Source organism: Calothrix sp. PCC 7507 (assembly GCF_000316575.1).
Classification (GTDB): domain Bacteria; phylum Cyanobacteriota; class Cyanobacteriia; order Cyanobacteriales; family Nostocaceae; genus Fortiea.
Window position 1 is genome coordinate 1821760 of record NC_019682.1, and the last position, 20705, is coordinate 1842464.

Genomic DNA, 20705 nt, shown 5'->3' on the forward strand with positions numbered 1-20705 from the left:
CCAATCTCTAGTTCCTATTTTTAGCCCGGTTTTTAGTTATGACAAAGTGGCAGTTTACAGCAGCGATCGCTAATGAAAATCAGCAGGCTCTGCAAAGGCTGATTCGGGCGATCAAGCTTTCCAAAGGTCAATTTGCCCTGATTTTAGTCCGGTGCAACTATGGACAATTACGTGAGCAAATGTTGAGTAATCTCAACTCGCTCACCAAAGATATCAATTTACGAGAACTAGTTCTGCATCCCGCCACTACAGCCTTGCACACCACAATAGTTACAGAACTATTTCTAAATCATCCTGCTGTTGTTACGGATGGTTTGCCGTCAGCAGTGATGGTTTTTGGTCTAGAATCAATTACTGCTCTCGAAGACTTACTGAGTGGCATTAACCAAGCACGAGATATCTACGCTGCGACTTTTCCCTTTCCTCTGGTTTTATGGCTACAAGATGATGTAGCATCAATGCTGGCTAAATTAGCGCCTGATTTTAAAAGCTGGGCAGCAACCACCATCAAATTTGAATTGGCGCAAGAATATTTAATTGCTTTGATTCGACAAGAAACAGAATCTTTATTAGCCAAAGTTTTGGAAGCGGGTACTAACAGGTTCTTATCTAATGCTGCTCTTGATTTAGCTCCTAAGTCCCAAAATCGACATGAAATTGAATCAGCGCGTAATGATTTGCTGCGTTTATATAATGTCAAATTAGAACCAGAATTAGAAGCTAGCTTAGAATTTGTCTTGGGGCGTGATGAGTATGCTAATGATCAAATCGATAAAGCTTTAGCTCATTATCAAAGGAGCTTAATCCTGTGGCAAAAAGTAGGTTCAGAGGAAACTGGGTTTAGGGGTTTAGCAGAAAATATAGAAGTATATTCCTCCGAACCCCCAATACTTTCATCTTCTCCGCTGCTGCGGCAGGCTGTGGTAATGTTCCATTTGGGGCTGTGTTATCGTCGGATGGCAGACCTAAATTATGGTGCAGATTGGAAATACTGGCAAAATGCCCTTTCGTGGTTTAAACAATGTCTTGAGATATTAAAGACAGCGCAAAGACAAGACTTAGTTGCCAAATTTATTTCATCGGCTTGTGAAATGTTGCACCGTTTACAAGCTTGGGAAGACCTAGAAGAATTAGCCCAAGAGGCTTTGCGGTTGCATGAGATGTATGGTAATCCTGGACAAGTTGCTCAAGATTACGGCTTTTTAGCAGCTGTAGCGGCTGCGGAATCGAATTGGTTACTAGCTCATGAATTAGCAAATAAGGCACTGGCGATCGCTGAATTGACAACGGAAGTTTCACGACAGCAGGAAAGTTGGTATCTTTTATTGCTAGCGCGTACACAGCGGCATCTAAGTGAGTGGGAAGAAGCGATCAATAGTCTGGAATGGGCGAAGGTAGTTTGTGAGCTACAGTACGAGCCATCGCTTTATTTAGAGATTTTAGAGGAGTTGCGATCGCTCTACTTTTTTGAACGTCGTGACTACGCAGAAGCTTTTAGCCTCAAGCAAGAAAAAATTCAAATAGAACACCAGTATGGCTTTCGGGCTTTCATTGGCGCTAGTCAATTACAACCACAACGTTATCGCATTAACCCAGTCTTAGAATCGCAAAAAATACCTTTTATTCCTGAAGAAGTCGCCCAGGAAATAGCTGCTGCTGGACGCCAACAAGATGTCAATCGATTGATTGAACGCATTACTCGTGCTGACTACAAACTCACAGTCATTCATGGACCATCAGGTGTTGGGAAAAGTTCAACTCTCAAAGCTGGTTTGGTTCCAGCCTTAAAAGGAAAAGTCATTGGTGAACGGATACCTTTACCGATTGTTTTATCTGTTTATACCGATTGGGTGACAGCCCTGGGACGTAGTGTTAACCATGTACTTTCACAGGCAGAAATATCAGTTGCTGTAGAACTTACTCCTACTATCCTGCTCGAAAAACTCAGGTTAGCATCGGAGCGTAATCACACAATAATTATTATTTTTGACCAATTTGAAGAATTTTTCTTTGTGAGTACATCTCCGATAAAAAAAGTTCAATTCTATCAATTTTTTAGTGAATGTTTAAATATTCCCTATGTGAAAATTATTCTTTCATTACGGGAAGATTATTTACATTACTTATTAGAATTTGAGCGTTTAAGTAAGGAAAGCAGTGATGGTTTATATGATCTAGGTGTAATTAATAAAAACATCTTAGATAAAGATATCCGCTACTACTTAGGTAACTTCAACCGCACTGATGCCAGTAGAATTATTCACAGTTTGACTCAACGTTCACATGATGAACTGAGTGATGAATTAATTAACCAATTAGTAGATGATTTAGCAGCAGAACTAGACGAAGTACATCCAATTGAGTTGCAAATAGTTGGTGCCCAACTGCAAGCAGAAAATATCACCACACTTGAACAATATAAGCTTTGTGGTGGGTCAGAAAAACTGGTGGAGCGCTGGTTGGAAGAGGTGATCAAAGATTGTGGACAAGAAAACGAAGAGCGTAGCTGGAAATTATTATTTGAATTAACTGATGAAAAAGGTACAAGACCGCTAAAAACTAAAGCTGATTTGTCAGCAGTGCTAGGGAATACTCTGGAGACAATAGCAGAGTTTGACTCATCCTGGGAATTTATTTTAGAAATTTTGGTGGGTTCAGGTTTGGTGTTGCGAGAGCGAGAAGAATTAGGCGATCGCTACCAGCTGGTTCATGATTACTTAGTTGAACCAATTCGCCAAAAAAATGACTATGGGATGATCGCCGAATTAGAAAAAATCAGATCAGAAAAAACTAGAGCAGAAGTAGCCCAGCAGATATCTCAAGAGCAACTCAATCTGGTTTTACAACGGCGACTACGGGAAGCACGTATCGCAGGCGTGGCACTAGCAATCATGGCAAGTACCATAGCTGTATTATGGTGGCAAGCCGACTCACAAAGAAGAGCAGCAGTGCGCCAAACTCTAAGGGCTGAACGTAGCGAAATCAACGTGAAAATCAGTGCGATCGCATCTGCAAGTGAAGCTCTATTTGCCTCCAATCAAGAGTTCGACGCTCTATTAGAAAGTCTCAGAGCTTGGAGAAAACTCAACCAAGCAGATAGAGTCCAAGCTGACACCAAAATGCGCGTAGTGACAGCCCTGCAACAAGCAGTTTATGGGGTAAAGGAGGTAAATCGCTTAGAGGGGCATCGTGATAGTGTCTGGAGCGTCACTTTCAGCCCTGACGGCCAGTTGCTAGCATCAGGCAGTCTAGATAAAGATGTGAAACTTTGGCGTCCTAATGGAACTTTACTCCAAACCCTCACAGGCCATAGCGATGCTGTAACTAGCGTTAGTTTTAGCCGCGATGGTCAAAGCCTAGCATCAGCTAGTCTCGACAAAACTGTACAAATCTGGCGAAAAAACCCAATTACAGGCGAATTTGACCCCCATCCTTACAAAACCTTAGAAGGACACGCAGATTGGGTTTACAGTGTGAGTTTTAGTCCTGACGGAGAGCTTCTAGCTACTGGGAGTAAGGATGCAACCATAAAACTTTGGCGTCAGGACGGTAGCCTGGTAAAAATACTTAGGGGACATCAAGGGTGGGTTAATTGGGTAACTTTCAGTCCTGATGGTCAATTTATCGCCTCAGCTAGCGAAGATAAGACTGTAAAAATCTGGCGCAGGGACGGTAGTTTAGTAGCCACTTTGCAGGGACACAACAAAGGTGTAACCGCTGTAGCCTTTAGTCCCAACGGTCAAATATTAGCATCTGGAAGTCGAGATAAAACAGTAAAACTTTGGCAACGGCGCAACATTAGTAAAGACCGCTTTAATTTTCTTCCCTATAAAACTTTACTGCAGCATACCAATACGGTGTGGAATTTGAACTTCAGTACTAACGGTAAGATGTTAGCCTCTGGAAGTGAAGACAACAGCATTAACGTGTGGAGTGTCACAGGTGCGTTACTTAAAAAATTCAAAGGACATAGTGATGCTGTCGTGAGTGTGGCTTTCAGTCCCAATAATCAAATGTTGGCATCCGCAAGTTATGACAAAAGTGTGAAACTTTGGAGTTTAGATGCTCTGACATTACCGATCCTCGAAGGACATAAGGACAGAGTTTTGAGCGTTACTTGGAGTCCTGATGGTCAAATGTTGGCTTCTGGTAGTCGCGATGACACAGTGAAACTCTGGCAACGGAACCTGAGAAAAGGCGAAATAGAAACCCGACTCTACAAGACTCTACTGGGGCACAAAGATAGAGTTACTAGTGTCAGTTTTGACCCTAAGGGCGAAATGCTGGCATCAGCAAGTTTTGACAAAACTGTGAAACTTTGGCGACGGGATGGCACTTTAATCAATACTCTCAAAGGACATAATGATAGTGTAAATAGCGTCAACTTTAGCCCTGACGGTCAGTTATTGGTATCAGCTAGCAAAGATAAGACAGTGAAACTTTGGAACCGTGAGGGTAAATTGCTGAAAACCTTAGTTGGGCATCAAGATAGGGTAAATAGCGCGAGTTTTAGTCCTGATGGTCAGGTAATAGCTTCTGCTAGTGATGACAAAACTGTGAAACTTTGGCGACAAGATGGTACTTTAATCAAAACTTTCTCCCCCCATGACAGTTGGGTATTAGGTGTGAGTTTTAGTCCTACTGACCAGTTGTTGGCTACCGCAAGTTGGGATAACACTGTGAAATTATGGCGGCGGGATGGTACTTTTTTAAAAACATTGTTGAAAGGGTACAGTGATAGCGTCAATGCGGTGACTTATAGTCCTAATGGTGAATTACTAGCGGCTGCTAGTTTTGACAAGAGTGTGAAACTCTGGAGTCGTGAGGGCAAATTGATTAAAACTCTCACTGGACATCGCGGTGGAGTGTTCAGTGTTAGTTTTAGCCCTGATGGTAAAACTCTGGCATCAGCCAGTGATGACAACACGATCATTCTGTGGAATTTAGACGTTGATGACTTACTTCTGAAAGGTTGCAACTGGGTGGATGATTATCTCAAATACAACCGCAATGTTGAAGGGCGCGATCGCCATCTTTGTGATAACATCACCCACAGCCGCTAGTACCAAGAGTTGTGAGTGTGAGGCGCAAAGAGTTTTAAATTAAAAACTCGAAACCTGTTGTCAGCTTACCAGCCATAAGAGCGATCGCTACCAATCAAACCATCACGATTTTCATCATTAGCCTCTTGTACCAATTTCGCTAAAAAGGCTTTTAGCCTCATCCGCTCAATATAAGGCCAGCCACCCTCAGACTCAATATCTTTCAGTAGCGCGTAAAGTTGCTGACGGTTATCAGGCAAACTGTCTTGAAAAGACCCATCGCGGATTTCTCGGTGTAACTGCTCTAACTGCCGCAGCAGAGCCAAAAGAGCTACAGAATCCCCTTGACAGCTTTCAGCTGCATCATGAACCGTAGTTGCGATCGCTTGCAGTGTCGAGGACAAATTTCCTGATGCCAAACTTCTATCGTTGCTCATGCCAACTTTTCTGTGTAAATTAAGGTCTACTCAAATTTACCGAACATTTTTGGTTTTCATGGATTGTCACAGATTGAAAAGCCGATGGGGAGTAGAGCAACTTCGGGCTACAGTGGCTTCTGGAGGTTCTTGGAGTATGGAATCACCACTCTCTGATTTCACAGGCACTCACTGCCCAAGCAAGAGCGGACTGTAACCTGATTTGTATCCATAGTCAACAATAATTGCGTAGACGCAAAGCGTCTTGTCACTAGACATCGCCCCTAAAAATAAAGCATTAATGCTTAACACAGCCTCTGCAAGAGCTAGGTGAGAGCAAAATGTTCTTGTTGAAGAATAGATTGCTTTGATTTTGAGTTTCAAAAAATCGTATGATCTGGCTGACTTCCCTATCAAACAATTAGCTGTATGTAGTAGCGACACATACATAATACAGAACGTCTTGGGCGATGCCGCTTTTGCCATACGCAAGAGGAAAATGCGAAGGAAATCCCACTTTTCGCATTCTTTGAGGTAATCACTGATGCCGCTCTGTCCTTGAGTTTGGAACAGAAGCCTGAATTTCCAGAAAAATTTAGAGATTCTGCTTGGACAGAAACAGATAGAGCCGCTGTCAACTCCGATGGTAAGCTGTATTTTATCTGTAATCAGAGCCAAGACAACTTTCACAAGTTGAATTTTTAGGCCTAACTAAGTTGAAAAAGTAATTTCCAACTTGAGGGAGGGAATAAGGGAGCCAACGGCTTGCAGGGGTTCCCCCCGTTTAGCCCTGTAGTGGTAAATACATGACGAACATAAAAGTCTAGATTTCTCTGGATTTTTATGAGCGGTGTACTTATCCACATACCCAAACCCTATCAAATGCCGCCAACAGTGAAACTGCTGGTTTTGCCCCACTTAGGCCACGCATCCAAAACTAGATGTGTTGTGTTCCTGAGGAATGAGGCTTCAACCCCAGACTCAAGAAAGCGACACGTTTGATTACGTTTAGCAGAGCAGTTTTACAACTTAGATATTAATTTTTGACATTGAGGTTGACCATGAGGTATCGCGCTTTAATTGTTGCATTCTTAGCTTTGTGCTTGGGACTCATAACCGCTTGTAGCGACGGATCTTCTTCTAGTAGTGGTAGAGATTTACTGACTTACGAACAAATTCGCGGCACTGGTTTGGCTAACAAATGCCCCCAACTGGCAGAAACAAGACGTGGTTCGATTCCTATCGATGCTAGCCAGTCCTACGCCATCAAAGAACTTTGCTTGGAACCAACCCAATTCTTTGTAAAAGAAGAACCCGCTAATAAACGGCAAGAAGCAGAATTTGTCGCTGGCAAATTATTGACTAGATACACTTCCACCATTGACCAAGTGCAAGGCGATCTGAAAATTAATCCAGATAATAGCCTGACCTTTGTAGAGAAAGATGGTCTTGACTTCCAAGCCATCACTGTGCAACTACCTGGTGGCGAACGAGTACCTTTCCTATTCACCATCAAAAACTTAGTTGCTCAAAGTCAACCTGGTTTATCCAGTGTTAGTACTTCCACAGACTTTGAAGGCACTTTTAAAGTACCTTCCTATCGTGGTGCTGCCTTCTTAGATCCTAAAGGTCGTGGTGTTGTCAGTGGCTATGATAATGCTGTTGCTCTGCCTGCTCAAGCTGATGACGACGAACTGACCCGGACTAATGTCAAGCGTGCTGAAAATCTCAGTGGCAAAATTTCTCTGCAAGTAGCCAAAATAGATGGTGTTAGTGGTGAAATTGCTGGCACCTTCGAGAGTGAACAGCCATCTGATACTGATTTAGGTGCTGGCGAGCCTAAAGAAGTCAAGATTCGGGGTCTGTTTTACGGTCGAGTTGAGTCAAATCGCAGCTAAATTTTCTTGAGTACCATGACTGATGGGCACTCAAATCAAACTTAAACTCTGAGACTAACCCCTTTACCCCCCTATTTTTAGGCGAGTAAAAGGGTTTTTTATTAACAATAATCAGTCATCAAAGGCAGTCAGAAACCCGCTCCACTGCCGTTAACTGTTGACGGATGACTGTTAAGCGTCAATGTGAACTCCCATACCTCTTTAGAGGTGGAATGAGCTTCAATTATTGATAACTATCTACGTATATTTACGCTATGTGCTTGGGTAACTTAGGCTGATTAAGCCTATATAAATCTTTTGTAATTAATACCGTATTAATACGGATGTGAGAACCTTTTTAGAATCTAGTAAAATAGAAACAATTGTGGTTTTACATATATTACTAAGTCTCATATTAAATAAGCTAAATTAAGTAAAATCTCGGTTTGATATTAAGTAAATAATTTTATATTTTGGCTACAGGCCATAACAAATTTAAAAGACAAACAAAACACTAACTTTGCTTGTTTAAATTTGGCTCGATTGTCAACCCAACTATAGAATTTTTTCTAGATTAAAAGTTTCGTTATGTCCTAGAAAATTTTCTAGGACATATCGGGCGATTTTTGCTTTGATATTGCGTAATCATATCTGGGTTTAAAAGCGAGTCATTAACAGTTTATTTGCTCAACAAAAACGGTGCTATGCCAACTACAGCTACCAACGAACTGAAGCACGAGATTTGGCAGATCCTGCGAGAATATGAAAAATCTCGCTCAGAAACTGTCCGGAATCAACTAGTGCAACTCAATTTTGGACTTGTGAGAAAAGAAGCTCACTACTGGATGAATCAATGCCATGAAAGCTATGAGGACTTACTCCAAGTAGGCTGTTTGGGTTTAATTAGAGCTATTGAAAGATTTGAAATTTCTAAAGGACATGCTTTTAGTTCCTTTGCTATCCCTTACATTCGCGGCGAAATTCAGCATTATCTCCGGGATAAAGGTGTCACGGTGCGAATTCCCCGACGTTATTTAGCTCTACAACAGCAGGCTATAGGAGTTTCGCGCTCTTTGCGTACAAAATACAACCGCCCACCCACTGACTCGGAACTAGCAGCAGCATTGGAAATTTCTACAACCGAATGGCAAGAAATTAAATTAGCATGGGTGAATCGCGCTCCTTTAAGCCTAGATGTACCAGTGCAGGATGGAGAGGAAGGGTCTACATGTTTGGGAGAATTGGTTCCAGATCCTCATTACCGCAGCTTTCAACTGGCGCAAGAAGATCAATTTCGTTTACAACAAGCATTGGTTCAGCTAGAAAACCACACTCGTGAAGTTTTGGAATGTGTATTTTTGCAAGACTTGACGCAAAAACAAGTAGCAGAACATCTTGGGATTAGTGTAGTTACGGTTTCCCGTAGAGTCAAAAAAGGATTGGATTTACTCAAACACATCATGGGCGCGGCAGATGATTAACTACAAACCAATTCAAGCCGCAATTATGCTGGATTTAGAGTGCTAAAAATAACTTTGCAATATAAAAAATTAGGTTATAAAGGTAACAGACTTAGCCTTTGACCCAAATTTTAGGCATGTTGATTTATACAAGCAAATTTTTCTATTGCTTTTGAGAACAGCTAATGGGCAAAAAAAATTCGACGATTGCAGGTGTAGCTATTTTAACTTTGGCGATCGCTGGTTGTGCTTCGGAAAACACACCACAAGCTACCACTCCCACTCCGACTGCGGCTAGCCCTAGTCCAAATGCGGCGCTAGTCAATAAGTCGCCACGAGCTATTCAATCTTTTAATAATCCAGTAGTAGCGGCTAAAAATGTATCTCAAGTTGCTTCTGCAACTCCTAATCTCATTCAATCAACTAATGCTACAGAACGGGCAATTGTGGTTTCAAAAGGGCGCAATGACCCGTTTGCTCAAATTACTGGGCAGACGGTGATCGAAGTTGCTAATAACACTACCAAACCCGTTCCTGATTTACCTCCCCTACCTATTGCCAAAACTGCAAGTACAGGAGTCAAAGTACCAATACGGAGTGCTGTGATCTCGGCGCGTTTGAACACCAGGACATTGCCTAGTTTGACTCCAGTCCTACCTAGGGTTTTACCTCCAGTTGTCCCCAGCCCAAATTTAGTTTCTGTGCTACCACAGTCACCACAACCTGAGTTAGCAAAAGCAGTGATTGTGAGTGGTGTGGTTTTGCTGGGTAATCAACTCCAGGCAATTATCAAAGTGCCAAATGAGCCTGCAAGTCGCTATGTACAGGCGGGACAGCGATTGGCAAATGGTGTGCTGATTAAACGTATTGAAATGAATGAAGGTTCCAACCCGGTCGTGATTGTGGAACAATACGGTATTGAAGTGGCCAGAATGGTAGGAGATGCACCAACAGCTACTGCTGCTGGCAATAATCCTGTTCCTGGGACAACGCCACCACAAAATCCTGTTAATACCGGAGCTTCATAATGACGGAGACTAAAGAAAAAATTGAATTTGCTGGTTTACCTTTAGCAGTCTATCGAGAGATAGCTGCTCATTTACGTCAAGTCGATGGGGTAGAAGTGGGTTTAATTCCTCAGTCATCCCAGCAGTTTGATTACTATCAAAGTCAAATTGCTGGCTTATGGATTTCGTGGGCTGTAAACTCTAGTTTAGATAGCCAACAACAGGTGCAGCAAATTTTGAACTATTATCAAAACCGCTACGGTGTCTAACTACTTGCGTGGGGGACAAGTTCATCAACTTTACTTCTGTGATATTTTACTGAGGGTTAGTCAACCTAAAAACCCTTTAATCATTTTTCTCCAAAAGTTTCTGAAACAATAACACCTCCAGCAGCCCGTATTGGAAAATGCTACTGGGGGTATTTGATGTTTGTGCCCAGGTTTTTTGTGCGATCGCTGTTGATCAACTTATACCAATTCACTTTAATAATGATACATATGCGTTGTTAAGGGCGCGGCAATGCCGTGCTACTACGAGAAATCTGTCTGTATCAGTGTTTTCTTGAATTGGTATAATACCAATTCAAATAATTTTGGCGACACATGGATTGTAGTGAAGGGATCTTGACGAATCAAGACAGTATCTACGATTTATCCGTCGCATTCTTTTTGCAGATTGGCATTAGATAATGTATTAATTAATACTCAAGACATAATTATTCAGTAAGCCCTAATTAATCTTGTTTAACTACTTATGCTTCACTGGACAGAGGACTAGGTGAAAATTTAGAGGTCTGGGTGAGGCGTGATGAGGGATACTCTAGTTAAATTTGCGTGTATCTTGAGCAAAACACGATCGCAGGTGATGAAAATCTAAATTGCTGAGGTAAACTTGCAAGCAAGTAATGCAAAATATTACTCAGCTGCTCTTCGGTCTGGGCATCACTCACAATGGAACACTGGCAATTTCTGATACAAAGACAGGGCGATCGCTCTTGGCATACCTTAGAATCGTCAAACGTAGAACTTTTAGAGGGTCGATATAGAGTTTTGGCGCGTTCTAACCGTCCTAACACGGATGTGGAGGTGCGGTTAATTCACTCTTCAACTCAGGAAGTCCCACCAAAGCGGCGAGTTCAGAAGCGATCACGTCGCACTAACTCAGAAGGGTTAATGGCGGTAGTACCCTATACTTACTTCAAGGCGGGAAGTTGGGAGTTGCAATGCTCTGGTGACTTGATGTCGGACATTCTCGGTAAATCTTGGCAATATAGCGTTTATTTGCAAGTCTTATCCCAGTCAGTAGATGGTGTAGTAGAAAGATTGGATGATGGGGAAAGGGGAGAGTCGAATTCACCTAATAATTTAGATACTGCTGCTGTAGTAGAATTACCAACTCCGGTAGAGCAGGCGATCGCTACTACTACAGAACCAATAATTACAACTGATCCGCCTCCTAAAACTACAGAAGATGTATCTATTGATCAGCCTGTCAGCCCAGTTTGGCTCAAAGGTGAGACGGCAGAACAAATTTTACACAACTTAATAGAGTTGGCTTTACCCAGTTCTGAACCTGTTCTGGAGGATGAAACTCTTGAGGATGCTTCAGCCACACCAGCGTCACCACTACTGATCCTAACTCTAGATCGGGAAATTTATGTTGCTCATTGGGGAGAAGCTTTAACTATCACCGGACAGGTGGCACTGAAAGAAAAGGTGAATTCGGAAGATAATACACCATACCCCAAAAATCTCTATGCCCTAGAACTAGGAATTGAATTACGCTCACCGCTAGGATCGGAAATCTTAACCCAAATCCGGCAACCTTTAGCAGATGAGGTGCTACCTTTCACGATCACATACTCGGTTGATATTCCGGCTGAGTGTGAATCCAAGCTAATTTTGGCAGATGTCAGTTTACATGGCGCACTCACTGATATTGGTGAAGTGATGGTGTTAGCTAGCCAGTCTTTCACGATTACAGCGGATGTAACAGAATTACTCACAATTACTGCGGCCAAATCCAGTCCAGAAAACCAGTTAAATGATGAGATAGCAGTAACAGCACTCGCAGTGAGGGAGCCGGAGACTTCTGCTAGGCTAGATTTGGCACTTTTCAATTTGGTCAAAAGCAACAAAACAAATCATTCTCTAGTCTTCACGCCATCGGTAAATAAATCGCTACCACCGCGAGTCGAGTCGCGATCGCTCAATAAATCAACGACTTCCCGCGAGCTACAATTACCAAATTTCCCGGTAATGCCAACTCAGGCGATCGCCCTTCAGGATAGCATTTTGCTGGGAGAAGATATGGGCGGTGCGATCGCTACTGTTGTCACGGAAGCCCCACAACCAGAAGATATTATCAACAAAGATGAGACTATTGCCCCAATAAACTTGGGGGAGCTGCTCATCAGAAACCGTCCAGTACCAATAAGTAAGAATTTGCCCTACTTAAAACGGCTCAAAGCCTTGCCTAGTGGTCAGGATGAAGTAAATAACAATGTGACAGATTTACCGGAAATTCTCGATTCTGAAAACTCCAAACCACTGGATATCACTAGAAATCAAGATGAAACTACACCCGAATTAGCAGTAGGTGATCAGCCTATTGTCGAGGTAGCTGGACAATCTGCGGAATTAATTGATCAGCCTGTTGCGGATGTGGCGATTCCGGCGGATTCACAATTAATTATTGAGGGTAATCCTTACTCATCGCCCTTGATTACGAAGTGGTTACAGAGTCAAGGGTATATTTTACCTGAGCCGGAACAGAATGATACCTACATTCCACCCCGCCAGATTATATCGAGGAATCAGGTGCCCCTGCCTTCTCCCCCGCCGCTGCCACCTGTTAATCTCAACTTGCCGTTACTAGACGTTGAAACAGCGATATCGGCAGACGAGGAGGCGGTGACACCAGAGAATATAGAGATATCGGAAAACACGGAGATAGTTAAACCAGAGGAGACAGAGATACTCACAGATTTGCACGTGGAGAATGAAGTCAAAGAAGTAACTGCGATAAGGCGTTTACCACCTCCACCTCCACCCCATCCTTTCAAAAAACAGCCTGCTTGGTTGTCTCAAGAGATTGTTGTAGATGATACCGTTGAACCTGAAGTTGAGGCGATCGCCAGCAGCACATTGGAGCAGGAGGAAGAACCAGAATCAGATGTATCTCCTACCGAGGCGATGACTGCGGTATTAAGTGAACCTTTGCCAATTCCACAATTGCATGTGCCAGAGGGCGAGCTGATTGCTGGTAGCTCTATCAAAATTTACGTGGAATTACCTGATTTACCGCCGGAAATTGCGGTGAAGTTATGGGTTGAGGATTATCAAACTCGTTGGTTGTTTGACGGCCCCCATTTGCTGAAAAACTTACAACCCAGTCCTGCGGGAGGTTTGGAGGTGATGACTCAATTAGATGTTCCCTTTGGTTGTTTAGAAATTCGCCTAGAGGCGATCGCTCTCAATCTAGTCACCCAACAAGAAAGTCACAAAGTCACTATAGTCCGAACCGTGATTCCTCCAGATTTGCCAAGTTTGCAGCTAGATGAATTACTGGGTATGTTATAGAGGTTTTGTCAGGAGTCAGGAGTCAAGAGTCAGGAGTCAGGAGTCAGGAGTCAGGAGTCAAGAGTCAGAAGTCAAGAGTCAAGAGTCAGAAGTCAGGAGTCAGAAGTCAGGAGTCAGGAGTCATTAGTTATTTCTCCGCCATCTTCCTCATCTCCCTCATCTCCCCCAATCCCCAATATAGACAGTGTTAAAAATCTTGAGAATTTCAAAAATCAAGCACAATTTGCAGTAAGCTCATTTTGAATTGTCGTGTGATTTAAAGGGATTATTTACTATGGCAACACAATTTTTGCCTCATATCTTGGCTAGTACTTCCTACTTACCTGCACTCTTCGTTCCCATCATTGGCTGGGGTGTACCTGCAGCTGTGATCGCGTTTTTGTTTTTATACATTGAAAGCGAGGATATTGCTTGATTAAATCAGTTAACAGTTAACAGTTAACTGTCGCCACGGTTTCAGTCGGATATTTAACCCCGATTGTAAGGCTATTATAAGACCGCCTATCTCTATGAGATAGGCGGTTTTTTGATGGTGATTTCTAAACAAGCGTTAGAAAATCTACACTATTGAAAAGATGCGGCTCGGACTTAAATTATATTGAAGAACCGATGCCAGCGTAGGCTCCATAAAAGAAAATACCTACAACAGTAATAATGCCTAACCCTGCGATCGTAGCGACGACCCACAGGGGAATTCTCCCACTTCCAGCAGACACAGGCTTACCTCCTCCCTTAAGAACAAATCAACACAGGTTAAATAAAAAAGATTAACAAAAGCTGTTCCAGTTAGTTAAAGAAGTAACTGGAAAACAAAATTCCGAGAACGAAAATCAGCAGTAGTCCCAAGTAGAGGGAAGTGCGGTTTAATTCAACTGGCTGATTATTGGGATTGGGCGATCTTTCTACCATAAGTTGCTCCTAGCGTTGAATAAACTGCATTGCGGCGATCGCGCCCAAAAAGAAGACGGTTGGTACACCTAAAGTGTGGACTGCAAGCCATCTCACTGTAAAAATCGGATAGCTAACTGGTTGATTATTGATGTTATTGCCGCTAGTCATGATTTCAAACTACTTTCCAATAAATTGTTCAACTTGGTTTTTAGCTTCAAAACGGTTCTTCACAATTGGCACTTCTTGACGTGCTGCTGTGAAATACTCATTTGGGCGGGGTGTGCCAAAGGCATCATAAGCCAGCCCGGTTTGCACAAATAGCCAACCAGCAATAAATAATGCTGGAATGGTGATGCTGTGGATTACCCAGTAACGGATGCTGGTAATAATGTCCGAATACGGACGCTCTCCAGTGGTACCTGCCATTTAAATCCCTACCTTCACAAAGACTGTGTATTGAGTTTATTATCCTACAAAGTTTAGAAAGAGTAACAAGTTGCAACGTTCTTCTCAGAAATAGGAAAGAATACTTAAACTGCTTTCAGTAGTGCTGAGTGGGGATACTCAGCCCCCAGAACTGTTGTGGTGACAATTAAGCTGCCTCTGGCTGAGAGGATTTGGCGACGTTTGGTTGATATTTTAATAAAGTACCGCGATCGCCAATAATAAAACCCTGATCAGGCTTCAAAAACACGACCTTGTAAAAATTAGCGGCTACCTCTTCGACATCACGGTCTTTTTGCCAAGTTTTACCACCATCGGCACTGTGCAGCAAATTACCGCTACCACCACCGATCCAAATGTCATCGGGTGTGCGATATGCCAAATCCAGTAGACCCCAACTAGTAGCCATTTCAGGATTTTGTGCTTCTAGCCACTCGTCGGGTTTAGTCGGGTCGCTAAATTGCACCTGACCCCCCCGCGCTAGTAACCACAACTGACCATTTTCCCCGAAGCCCACATTTTCTAACCGTCGAGAACTAGTGCGGTTATGGGGTGTCCAAGCATTTTGTCCTGGTTCCCAAACCGAGTAGAAGCTACCCTTGGCGGAAACAGCAACATATTTGCCATCAGCAGAACGATTCAAGTTACGAACCACTCCCACCGCCGCATCTACTTGTGCTTTCCAGTTTTTACCCCCGTCTGCAGTTTGGTATATTGCGCCGACATCAGTAGCCAATTCAGCGGAATTTGCTGCTAACGCCGCAATTTTAATTGGATTACCAGGTAGCTTACTACTTAGGGGAATCCGCGACCAAGAACGACCTTCATCAGTGGTATGTAGCAATACAGAAGGCTCTCCGACAATCCACCCCTCTTGACCCACAAAACTGATCGAGTCAAAGCGATACCTAGAGTCATCTAGTTCCAGCTTTAAAGGCTTCCAACTATCACCACCATCATTTGTTTCTAAAAGGGTGGTATTACTACCTACTAAATAACCATGTTGAGGATTACCAGTAAAGGCAATGTCTAGCAGCTTGGCATCTGTTGGCACAGAAACAACTGCCCAGGGGTTATAGCCAGTGGAAGGAACTTTGCTACAACCGATACACACCAGGACAACTATTAACAAGGCAAATATTCGTTGCCAACTTCTCAAAATTGAATGCATCAGTATTTCTTAGTTGTTTCTAAAATTTGTGTAGGGTTTCTCTAAAAGGTTTACTTTACTCAGTGCTGAGTAATTAGTAATATTTCCTACTCAGCACTCTTTAATGGCAATGGCTGCCCTAGGAACTGGGTAAAAAAGACAGCGGGTCTTATTGTAAGCCGTAGAGACTGAGAAAAAACAAGAAACCAAGTCCCAAAGCACCGAAAATCAGGAGATTTTTTTGGGTTGGGGTCAGCTGATTGACACCCAAGCCATAACTCAGGTTCTCCCGGAAGCCAGATGCTTGTCCGGCAGGGCCAATATTGCTAAAAGCTTGTTTTTTCGCACTACACACCGGACAGCGCCAGGTTAAGGGCAGTTCTGCAAAGGGTGTCCCTGAGGGAATTTCATACTTGTCATCTCCCTTTTCGGGTTCGTAAACGTAACCGCAGGAGCGACACTCGTAGCGGTCTAACTCTTGAGTTTCAACAGCTTGTTCGCTTTGTTCGCTCATGGCTTAGGCCTCACAGAGGGACAATTCTTAGACATACGTTAAAAATTATGACATAACTGTTAGACTTTTCTATCACAAGTAGTAGTGAATCAAATACCCTCAGTGCGTCTGTTTTCTAGATTTCAGAAAAGCCTAAAAGATATAATGTAAAAGAAAGTAACGCAATTTAGGGAATGGAGAATAGGGAATGGGGACTGGGGACTGGGGACTGGGGACTGAGGACTGGGGAATGGGTCAAGAGTTATTTCTCCCTCATCTCCCTCATCTCCCTCATCTCCCCCATCTCCCTCATCTCCCTCATCTCCTCCACTTCCCATTCCCCCGCACCTACTTGAAATACTCCATAAGCGGTAGAGATATTCATTGTGTTTGTCCTCAGCGGTTACGAGTACCTTCTAGGCTTCCTAATCATCTGTAGCCTAGTGCCTGCCCTGGCGCTCTCAGCGTCGAAGCTCCTGCGACCTACTGGTAACAGCCCAGAACGGCGCACCACCTACGAATCCGGCATGGAACCCATCGGGGGAGCCTGGATTCAGTTCAACATCCGCTACTACATGTTTGCGCTGGTTTTTGTGGTCTTCGATGTGGAGACTGTGTTTTTATATCCTTGGGCGGTGGCTTTCCATCGTTTGGGGTTATTGGCATTTATTGAGGCGCTGATTTTTATTGCAATTCTTGTAGTCGCCTTAGTTTACGCATGGCGTAAAGGAGCTTTGGAATGGTCTTGAATTCTAACTTAACAACTCAGGACAAAGAGCGTATCATCAACCCGATTGAACGTCCGACGATCACTCAAGACCTTTCGGAAAATGTGATTCTGACTACGGTTGATGACCTCTATAACTGGGCGCGGCTTTCTAGTTTGTGGCCTTTGCTGTTTGGCACGGCTTGCTGTTTTATTGAGTTTGCAGCTTTAATTGGTTCCCGGTTCGACTTTGACCGCTTTGGACTAATTCCCCGTTCTAGCCCCCGTCAAGCTGATTTAATTATTACAGCAGGCACAATCACCATGAAGATGGCCCCCCAATTGGTGCGTCTTTATGAACAAATGCCAGAGCCAAAGTATGTGATTGCGATGGGTGCTTGCACTATTACTGGTGGGATGTTCAGTGTTGATTCCCCCACAGCAGTACGTGGAGTTGATAAGCTGATTCCGGTTGACGTTTATTTGCCTGGTTGTCCTCCCCGTCCAGAAGCGATTATCGATGCCATTATCAAGCTACGGAAGAAAATCGCTAATGATTCGATGCAAGAACGGGATCAAATCAAGCAAACCCACCGTTTTTACAGTACAACCCATAATTTGAAGCCAGTAGAGCAAATCCTCACTGGTAAGTACATGCAGTCAGAGACTCGCTTTACACCACCGAAGGAATTGGCGGAAGCGATTGGTTTACCAGTTCCGCCTGCGTTGCTGACATCCCAGAAACAAAAGGAGGAAACAAAGCGTGGCTGAAGAATCTAAACCAGTACCAGCCGCTGAAGAGTCTCTGGTAAAAGCGGGTCAAGTTTCCCAATGGTTAACGGAGAATGGCTTTGAGCATGAGTTTTTAGCTCCCGATGTCAACGGGGTAGAAATAATCAAGGTGGAAGCAGATTTTTTGCTCCCCACAGCTACGGCTCTGTATGCTTATGGGTTTAATTATCTCCAGTTTCAAGGTGGTGCTGACCTTGGACCTGGACAAGAGTTGGTGAGTGTATATCACTTGATTAAAGTCGGTGATAATAGCGATCGCCCCCAAGAAGTAAGAGTGAAGGTGTTCTTACCACGGGAAAATCCCCAAGTGCCTTCAGTATATTGGATCTGGAAGACGGCGGATTGGCAAGAGCGCGAGTCTTACGATATGTTCGGCATTGTCTATCAAGGACACCCTAACCTGAAACGGATTTTGATGCCAGAAGATTGGGTGGGTTGGCCTTTGCGGAAGGATTACATCTCGCCTGATTTCTACGAGTTGCAAGACGCTTATTAGGTAGTGTTTGAGCAATAAACACTTAACCCCTTTCCGGTGGCGGAGAGGGGTATGTTTTTTATGGGTAGAGATGCGATCGCAATTTCTAGTTTCCTCCGTATTGACCATCACTACACCATTCAAATTGACTTGATAAATTGCTAGTTATACCAATTCTGCATGAATATGCAACAATACCCCCCTATAGTCCCCCCTTGCCAAGGAGGGACGCCGGAGGCGGGGGGTAAATATATGCAGCTTCACAAGGAAACGGTATTAGACAAACGATATAAATTCACCATAATTTTATACCAAAAGGTCAGTTAGCAAATGTCGATGCCAGAGTCAATTAAAGAATTCATGCAATGGATACAAGGTTTTGACTATCGCCTTTTGGAAAATACAGATGGTATACATCCAGATTTAAGCAATTTATTAGGCAAATGTGATTTTCAACCCTCCATTACCAGAGATGGCGATCGTTTAATTGTTGTGCAACCAAAAGTAGCGATCGCCTGTAATTTACCTCAAGCTTTAGGACAAGGAGATTGTCGAATAGAGTTTAGCAGTATTATTTTTAGAGGGCTAAAAATTGGCTTAAATCATCACCATATTTTAAGCCAATTAATGATTGGTTTGAACACCAAACCTGAATTAAAATGCCGTCCTTTTTTAAAACAACTAGATAAAAATGCTTTTGCAGTATCTTTAGGTGAAACAACAGTAATTTTATCTGCAATAGAAACTACAGATTTGTGTTTATGCATTGATCAAGTTTGCCAGGAATACAAAAATTCTCTGGTCGAATTTGAGAATAATCTCGAAACGTGGGATCTAGAGTTTTTTGAATCCGCAGGTGTTCGCGGCTTTCATCTCTTTTCTGTTGAACAGAAGTTGTGGGATTTGATGTATAAATTTGCTAGTGAATTTGATTATGTGAAAGGTAAATCAGCATGGCACCTCTTTCATCAAGAAGATATCTCTATTCGGGTGAGTCGGGGAATTCGCGATCATGCATTTATTTTGCCTCAAGCTACTAATTATTGGTCAGATGCACAAAATAAAATTAACATAATATATGAAATAAATGATGTTCATTTACAATCACTAGCCAGAGGAAAAGCTAGTTCATGGCAGCAAGATATTGGCCCACGAGGAACATGGACAGCCAAGTATACTAAACAGTGGTTATTAGAGAAATATATTCCCCAAGTTATTGATTATTATGCCCAGCAATCTCAATTATTTGAAGTGGAATTAATGGTAGAAGTAATCAAATATAAATTTGCACATACGCCTATTAAAGACATTCATGATATCCAAGATTTATCACCCTATCTATGTGATATACAAACCTGGTTAAATATACATGTAGAAAATATTGCCGCTGTGTTATTGCGCTCATATTACAAAGCATTCACAGATTTAGTACGGAATACTGATTCTGCGATCGCAGGCATAGACTATATTATGGTAAATTTGCGTGGTGTTGAGTTGAGCGATGCAGCAGACAAAATTGATAGCCACACCAAAAAAAGGAAAATTTGGACTTTTAAAAATGCGATGAGTTGTTTAGATGAACAAGTAATGAGAATAAATAATTGTGAATCCGAGAAAAGTTTTAATGCAGATTTAATAACTCGCATATTTATCTGGATTATCGAAAATGGAAAAATTAGTTTCTCTCAAGCACAGATTAATACTGCGAAGCAGGCTTTATTACCACTTTGGGAACAGAGTCGCTTTGAAATGCGCCACGTATATCCCCATCGTTGAAACTACATAATCTGCTGTAAATTCAAGACAAATCCAGGTAGGACATTTTCCCCTGATAAACTAGCAGGATTATCTAATATCTCTACATCTTTACCTGGACGATAAATTTCTACTCGCTTGTTTTTTCGATCAATTAACCAGCCTAATTGAGCGCCATTGTCAATATATTCCTGCATTTTCTCTTGCAATTCTTTCAAGGAATCACTAGGAGAACGTAACTCCAATACAAAATCAGGACAAATGGGAGCAAATTTTTCTTTTTGTTCTGGGGTTAAAGCATTCCACCGCTCAATTTTCACCCAAGAAGCATCAGGAGAACGATCAGCACCATTAGGTAGTTTAAAGCCAGCAGAGGGGCCAAATACCTCACCTAAATTATTTTGTTCGTTCCAGATATCTAATTGTGTGGTGATTTTGACATTGCGTCTATCTGTCTCACTCCCTGATGGTGTCATAATTAATACTTCCCCTGAAGCTGTGCGCTCAAATCGATAATTGCGGTTTGTCTGACATACCTGGAAAAATTGATCATCGCTCAAGTCGATTTTCAATTTGAGGATAGGAGGTAAAGTGATTGTAGCGGTGTCCATAAGTT

Annotated in this window: 21 protein-coding genes; 11 read left to right on the forward strand and 10 right to left on the reverse strand. The window is 42.6% G+C overall.

Features of this window, described 5'->3' with window-relative positions:
* Positions 1-38 precede the first annotated feature (38 nt).
* Positions 39-5063 carry a hypothetical protein gene (locus tag CAL7507_RS08035; protein WP_015127960.1) on the forward strand — a complete coding sequence of 1675 codons (5025 nt, stop codon included), beginning with the start codon at positions 39-41 and terminating at the stop codon, positions 5061-5063.
* Positions 5064-5128: 65 nt separating this feature from the next.
* On the opposite strand, the gene CAL7507_RS08040 is transcribed toward CAL7507_RS08035, so the two are convergent.
* Positions 5129-5479, reverse strand: coding sequence for a hypothetical protein (locus tag CAL7507_RS08040; RefSeq protein ID WP_015127961.1), 351 nt, complete (start codon positions 5477-5479; stop codon positions 5129-5131).
* 168 nt (positions 5480-5647) lie between these two features.
* Positions 5648-6148 (reverse strand): hypothetical protein, encoded by a 501-nt coding sequence (locus CAL7507_RS08045; protein WP_015127962.1) that lies wholly within the window; start codon positions 6146-6148, stop codon positions 5648-5650.
* 371 nt (positions 6149-6519) lie between these two features.
* Here CAL7507_RS08045 and CAL7507_RS08050 point away from each other — a divergent pair, with 371 nt between their 5' ends.
* The 6 genes from CAL7507_RS08050 to psaI all read left to right on the forward strand — a co-directional run bounded on the left by CAL7507_RS08050 (position 6520) and on the right by psaI (position 13798).
* Entirely contained in the window at positions 6520-7356 is an 837-nt protein-coding gene (locus CAL7507_RS08050) for a photosystem II manganese-stabilizing polypeptide (protein WP_015127963.1), read from the forward strand.
* Between the two features lie 683 nt (positions 7357-8039).
* A complete protein-coding gene (locus tag CAL7507_RS08055) occupies positions 8040-8816 on the forward strand; it encodes an RNA polymerase sigma factor SigF (RefSeq protein ID WP_015127964.1) in 777 nt (258 codons plus the stop codon).
* 164 nt (positions 8817-8980) lie between these two features.
* On the forward strand, positions 8981-9823 hold the full coding sequence (locus CAL7507_RS08060; RefSeq protein ID WP_015127965.1) for a hypothetical protein: 843 nt from the start codon (positions 8981-8983) through the stop codon (positions 9821-9823).
* Entirely contained in the window at positions 9823-10071 is a 249-nt protein-coding gene (locus CAL7507_RS08065) for a hypothetical protein (RefSeq protein ID WP_015127966.1), read from the forward strand. Before CAL7507_RS08060 ends, CAL7507_RS08065 begins: the two co-directional genes overlap by 1 nt.
* 681 nt (positions 10072-10752) lie before the next feature.
* Positions 10753-13383 carry a hypothetical protein gene (locus CAL7507_RS08070; RefSeq protein ID WP_015127967.1) on the forward strand — a complete coding sequence of 877 codons (2631 nt, stop codon included), beginning with the start codon at positions 10753-10755 and terminating at the stop codon, positions 13381-13383.
* Between the two features lie 274 nt (positions 13384-13657).
* Complete coding sequence (psaI, locus tag CAL7507_RS08075) at positions 13658-13798, forward strand: photosystem I reaction center subunit VIII (protein WP_015127968.1); 141 nt, start codon at positions 13658-13660, stop codon at positions 13796-13798.
* A 178-nt stretch (positions 13799-13976) separates the two neighbouring features.
* Here the strand turns inward: psaI and CAL7507_RS30610 are convergent, their stop codons facing one another.
* The 7 genes from CAL7507_RS30610 to CAL7507_RS33380 all read right to left on the reverse strand — a co-directional run bounded on the left by CAL7507_RS30610 (position 13977) and on the right by CAL7507_RS33380 (position 16746).
* The gene (locus CAL7507_RS30610) at positions 13977-14099 is read right to left on the reverse strand and encodes a photosystem II reaction center protein J (RefSeq protein WP_015127969.1); all 123 of its coding nucleotides are present in this window, start codon (positions 14097-14099) and stop codon (positions 13977-13979) included.
* Positions 14100-14169: 70 nt separating this feature from the next.
* Positions 14170-14292 carry a photosystem II reaction center protein L gene (locus tag CAL7507_RS30615; protein ID WP_015127970.1) on the reverse strand — a complete coding sequence of 41 codons (123 nt, stop codon included), beginning with the start codon at positions 14290-14292 and terminating at the stop codon, positions 14170-14172.
* Positions 14293-14301: 9 nt separating this feature from the next.
* Positions 14302-14442 carry a cytochrome b559 subunit beta gene (gene psbF, locus CAL7507_RS08080; protein ID WP_015127971.1) on the reverse strand — a complete coding sequence of 47 codons (141 nt, stop codon included), beginning with the start codon at positions 14440-14442 and terminating at the stop codon, positions 14302-14304.
* 9 nt (positions 14443-14451) lie between these two features.
* Entirely contained in the window at positions 14452-14700 is a 249-nt protein-coding gene (psbE, locus tag CAL7507_RS08085; RefSeq protein ID WP_015127972.1) for a cytochrome b559 subunit alpha, read from the reverse strand.
* 166 nt (positions 14701-14866) lie between these two features.
* Positions 14867-15889 (reverse strand): photosynthesis system II assembly factor Ycf48, encoded by a 1023-nt coding sequence (locus tag CAL7507_RS08090; RefSeq protein ID WP_015127973.1) that lies wholly within the window; start codon positions 15887-15889, stop codon positions 14867-14869.
* Positions 15890-16037: 148 nt separating this feature from the next.
* Positions 16038-16382 (reverse strand): rubredoxin, encoded by a 345-nt coding sequence (locus tag CAL7507_RS08095; protein ID WP_015127974.1) that lies wholly within the window; start codon positions 16380-16382, stop codon positions 16038-16040.
* A 241-nt stretch (positions 16383-16623) separates the two neighbouring features.
* Positions 16624-16746, reverse strand: a complete 123-nt coding sequence (locus CAL7507_RS33380) for a hypothetical protein (RefSeq protein ID WP_255348334.1) — start codon at positions 16744-16746, stop codon at positions 16624-16626.
* A 1-nt stretch (position 16747) separates the two neighbouring features.
* Between CAL7507_RS33380 and ndhC the strand changes: the two genes are divergently transcribed.
* The 4 genes from ndhC (at position 16748) to CAL7507_RS08115 (ending at position 20110) form a co-directional block, all read left to right on the forward strand.
* Complete coding sequence (gene ndhC / locus CAL7507_RS08100; protein ID WP_015127976.1) at positions 16748-17110, forward strand: photosynthetic/respiratory NAD(P)H-quinone oxidoreductase subunit C; 363 nt, start codon at positions 16748-16750, stop codon at positions 17108-17110.
* Entirely contained in the window at positions 17101-17838 is a 738-nt protein-coding gene (gene ndhK, locus CAL7507_RS08105; RefSeq protein WP_015127977.1) for a photosynthetic/respiratory NAD(P)H-quinone oxidoreductase subunit K, read from the forward strand. Before ndhC ends, ndhK begins: the two co-directional genes overlap by 10 nt.
* Complete coding sequence (locus CAL7507_RS08110) at positions 17831-18355, forward strand: NAD(P)H-quinone oxidoreductase subunit J (RefSeq protein WP_015127978.1); 525 nt, start codon at positions 17831-17833, stop codon at positions 18353-18355. Before ndhK ends, CAL7507_RS08110 begins: the two co-directional genes overlap by 8 nt.
* A gap of 315 nt (positions 18356-18670) precedes the next feature.
* The gene (locus tag CAL7507_RS08115) at positions 18671-20110 is read left to right on the forward strand and encodes a hypothetical protein (protein ID WP_236556903.1); all 1440 of its coding nucleotides are present in this window, start codon (positions 18671-18673) and stop codon (positions 20108-20110) included.
* Between the two features lie 2 nt (positions 20111-20112).
* On the opposite strand, the gene CAL7507_RS08120 is transcribed toward CAL7507_RS08115, so the two are convergent.
* Entirely contained in the window at positions 20113-20700 is a 588-nt protein-coding gene (locus CAL7507_RS08120) for a Uma2 family endonuclease (protein WP_015127980.1), read from the reverse strand.
* Positions 20701-20705: the final 5 nt, after the last annotated feature.

Coding starts and splice junctions, on each gene's coding strand:
- CAL7507_RS08035 (WP_015127960.1), top strand. CDS start 39: ATGACAAAGTGGCAGTTTACAGCAGCGATCGCTAATGAAAATCAGCAG.
- CAL7507_RS08115 (WP_236556903.1), top strand. CDS start 18,671: ATGCCAGAGTCAATTAAAGAATTCATGCAATGGATACAAGGTTTTGAC.
- CAL7507_RS08060 (WP_015127965.1), top strand. CDS start 8,981: ATGGGCAAAAAAAATTCGACGATTGCAGGTGTAGCTATTTTAACTTTG.
- CAL7507_RS08095 (WP_015127974.1), bottom strand. CDS start 16,382: ATGAGCGAACAAAGCGAACAAGCTGTTGAAACTCAAGAGTTAGACCGC.
- psbE (WP_015127972.1), bottom strand. CDS start 14,700: ATGGCAGGTACCACTGGAGAGCGTCCGTATTCGGACATTATTACCAGC.
- psbF (WP_015127971.1), bottom strand. CDS start 14,442: ATGACTAGCGGCAATAACATCAATAATCAACCAGTTAGCTATCCGATT.
- psaI (WP_015127968.1), top strand. CDS start 13,658: ATGGCAACACAATTTTTGCCTCATATCTTGGCTAGTACTTCCTACTTA.
- CAL7507_RS08040 (WP_015127961.1), bottom strand. CDS start 5,479: ATGAGCAACGATAGAAGTTTGGCATCAGGAAATTTGTCCTCGACACTG.
- CAL7507_RS08055 (WP_015127964.1), top strand. CDS start 8,040: ATGCCAACTACAGCTACCAACGAACTGAAGCACGAGATTTGGCAGATC.
- CAL7507_RS08070 (WP_015127967.1), top strand. CDS start 10,753: ATGGAACACTGGCAATTTCTGATACAAAGACAGGGCGATCGCTCTTGG.
- CAL7507_RS08090 (WP_015127973.1), bottom strand. CDS start 15,889: ATGCATTCAATTTTGAGAAGTTGGCAACGAATATTTGCCTTGTTAATA.
- CAL7507_RS08120 (WP_015127980.1), bottom strand. CDS start 20,700: ATGGACACCGCTACAATCACTTTACCTCCTATCCTCAAATTGAAAATC.
- CAL7507_RS08050 (WP_015127963.1), top strand. CDS start 6,520: ATGAGGTATCGCGCTTTAATTGTTGCATTCTTAGCTTTGTGCTTGGGA.
- ndhK (WP_015127977.1), top strand. CDS start 17,101: ATGGTCTTGAATTCTAACTTAACAACTCAGGACAAAGAGCGTATCATC.
- CAL7507_RS08065 (WP_015127966.1), top strand. CDS start 9,823: ATGACGGAGACTAAAGAAAAAATTGAATTTGCTGGTTTACCTTTAGCA.
- CAL7507_RS30615 (WP_015127970.1), bottom strand. CDS start 14,292: ATGGTAGAAAGATCGCCCAATCCCAATAATCAGCCAGTTGAATTAAAC.
- CAL7507_RS33380 (WP_255348334.1), bottom strand. CDS start 16,746: ATGAATATCTCTACCGCTTATGGAGTATTTCAAGTAGGTGCGGGGGAA.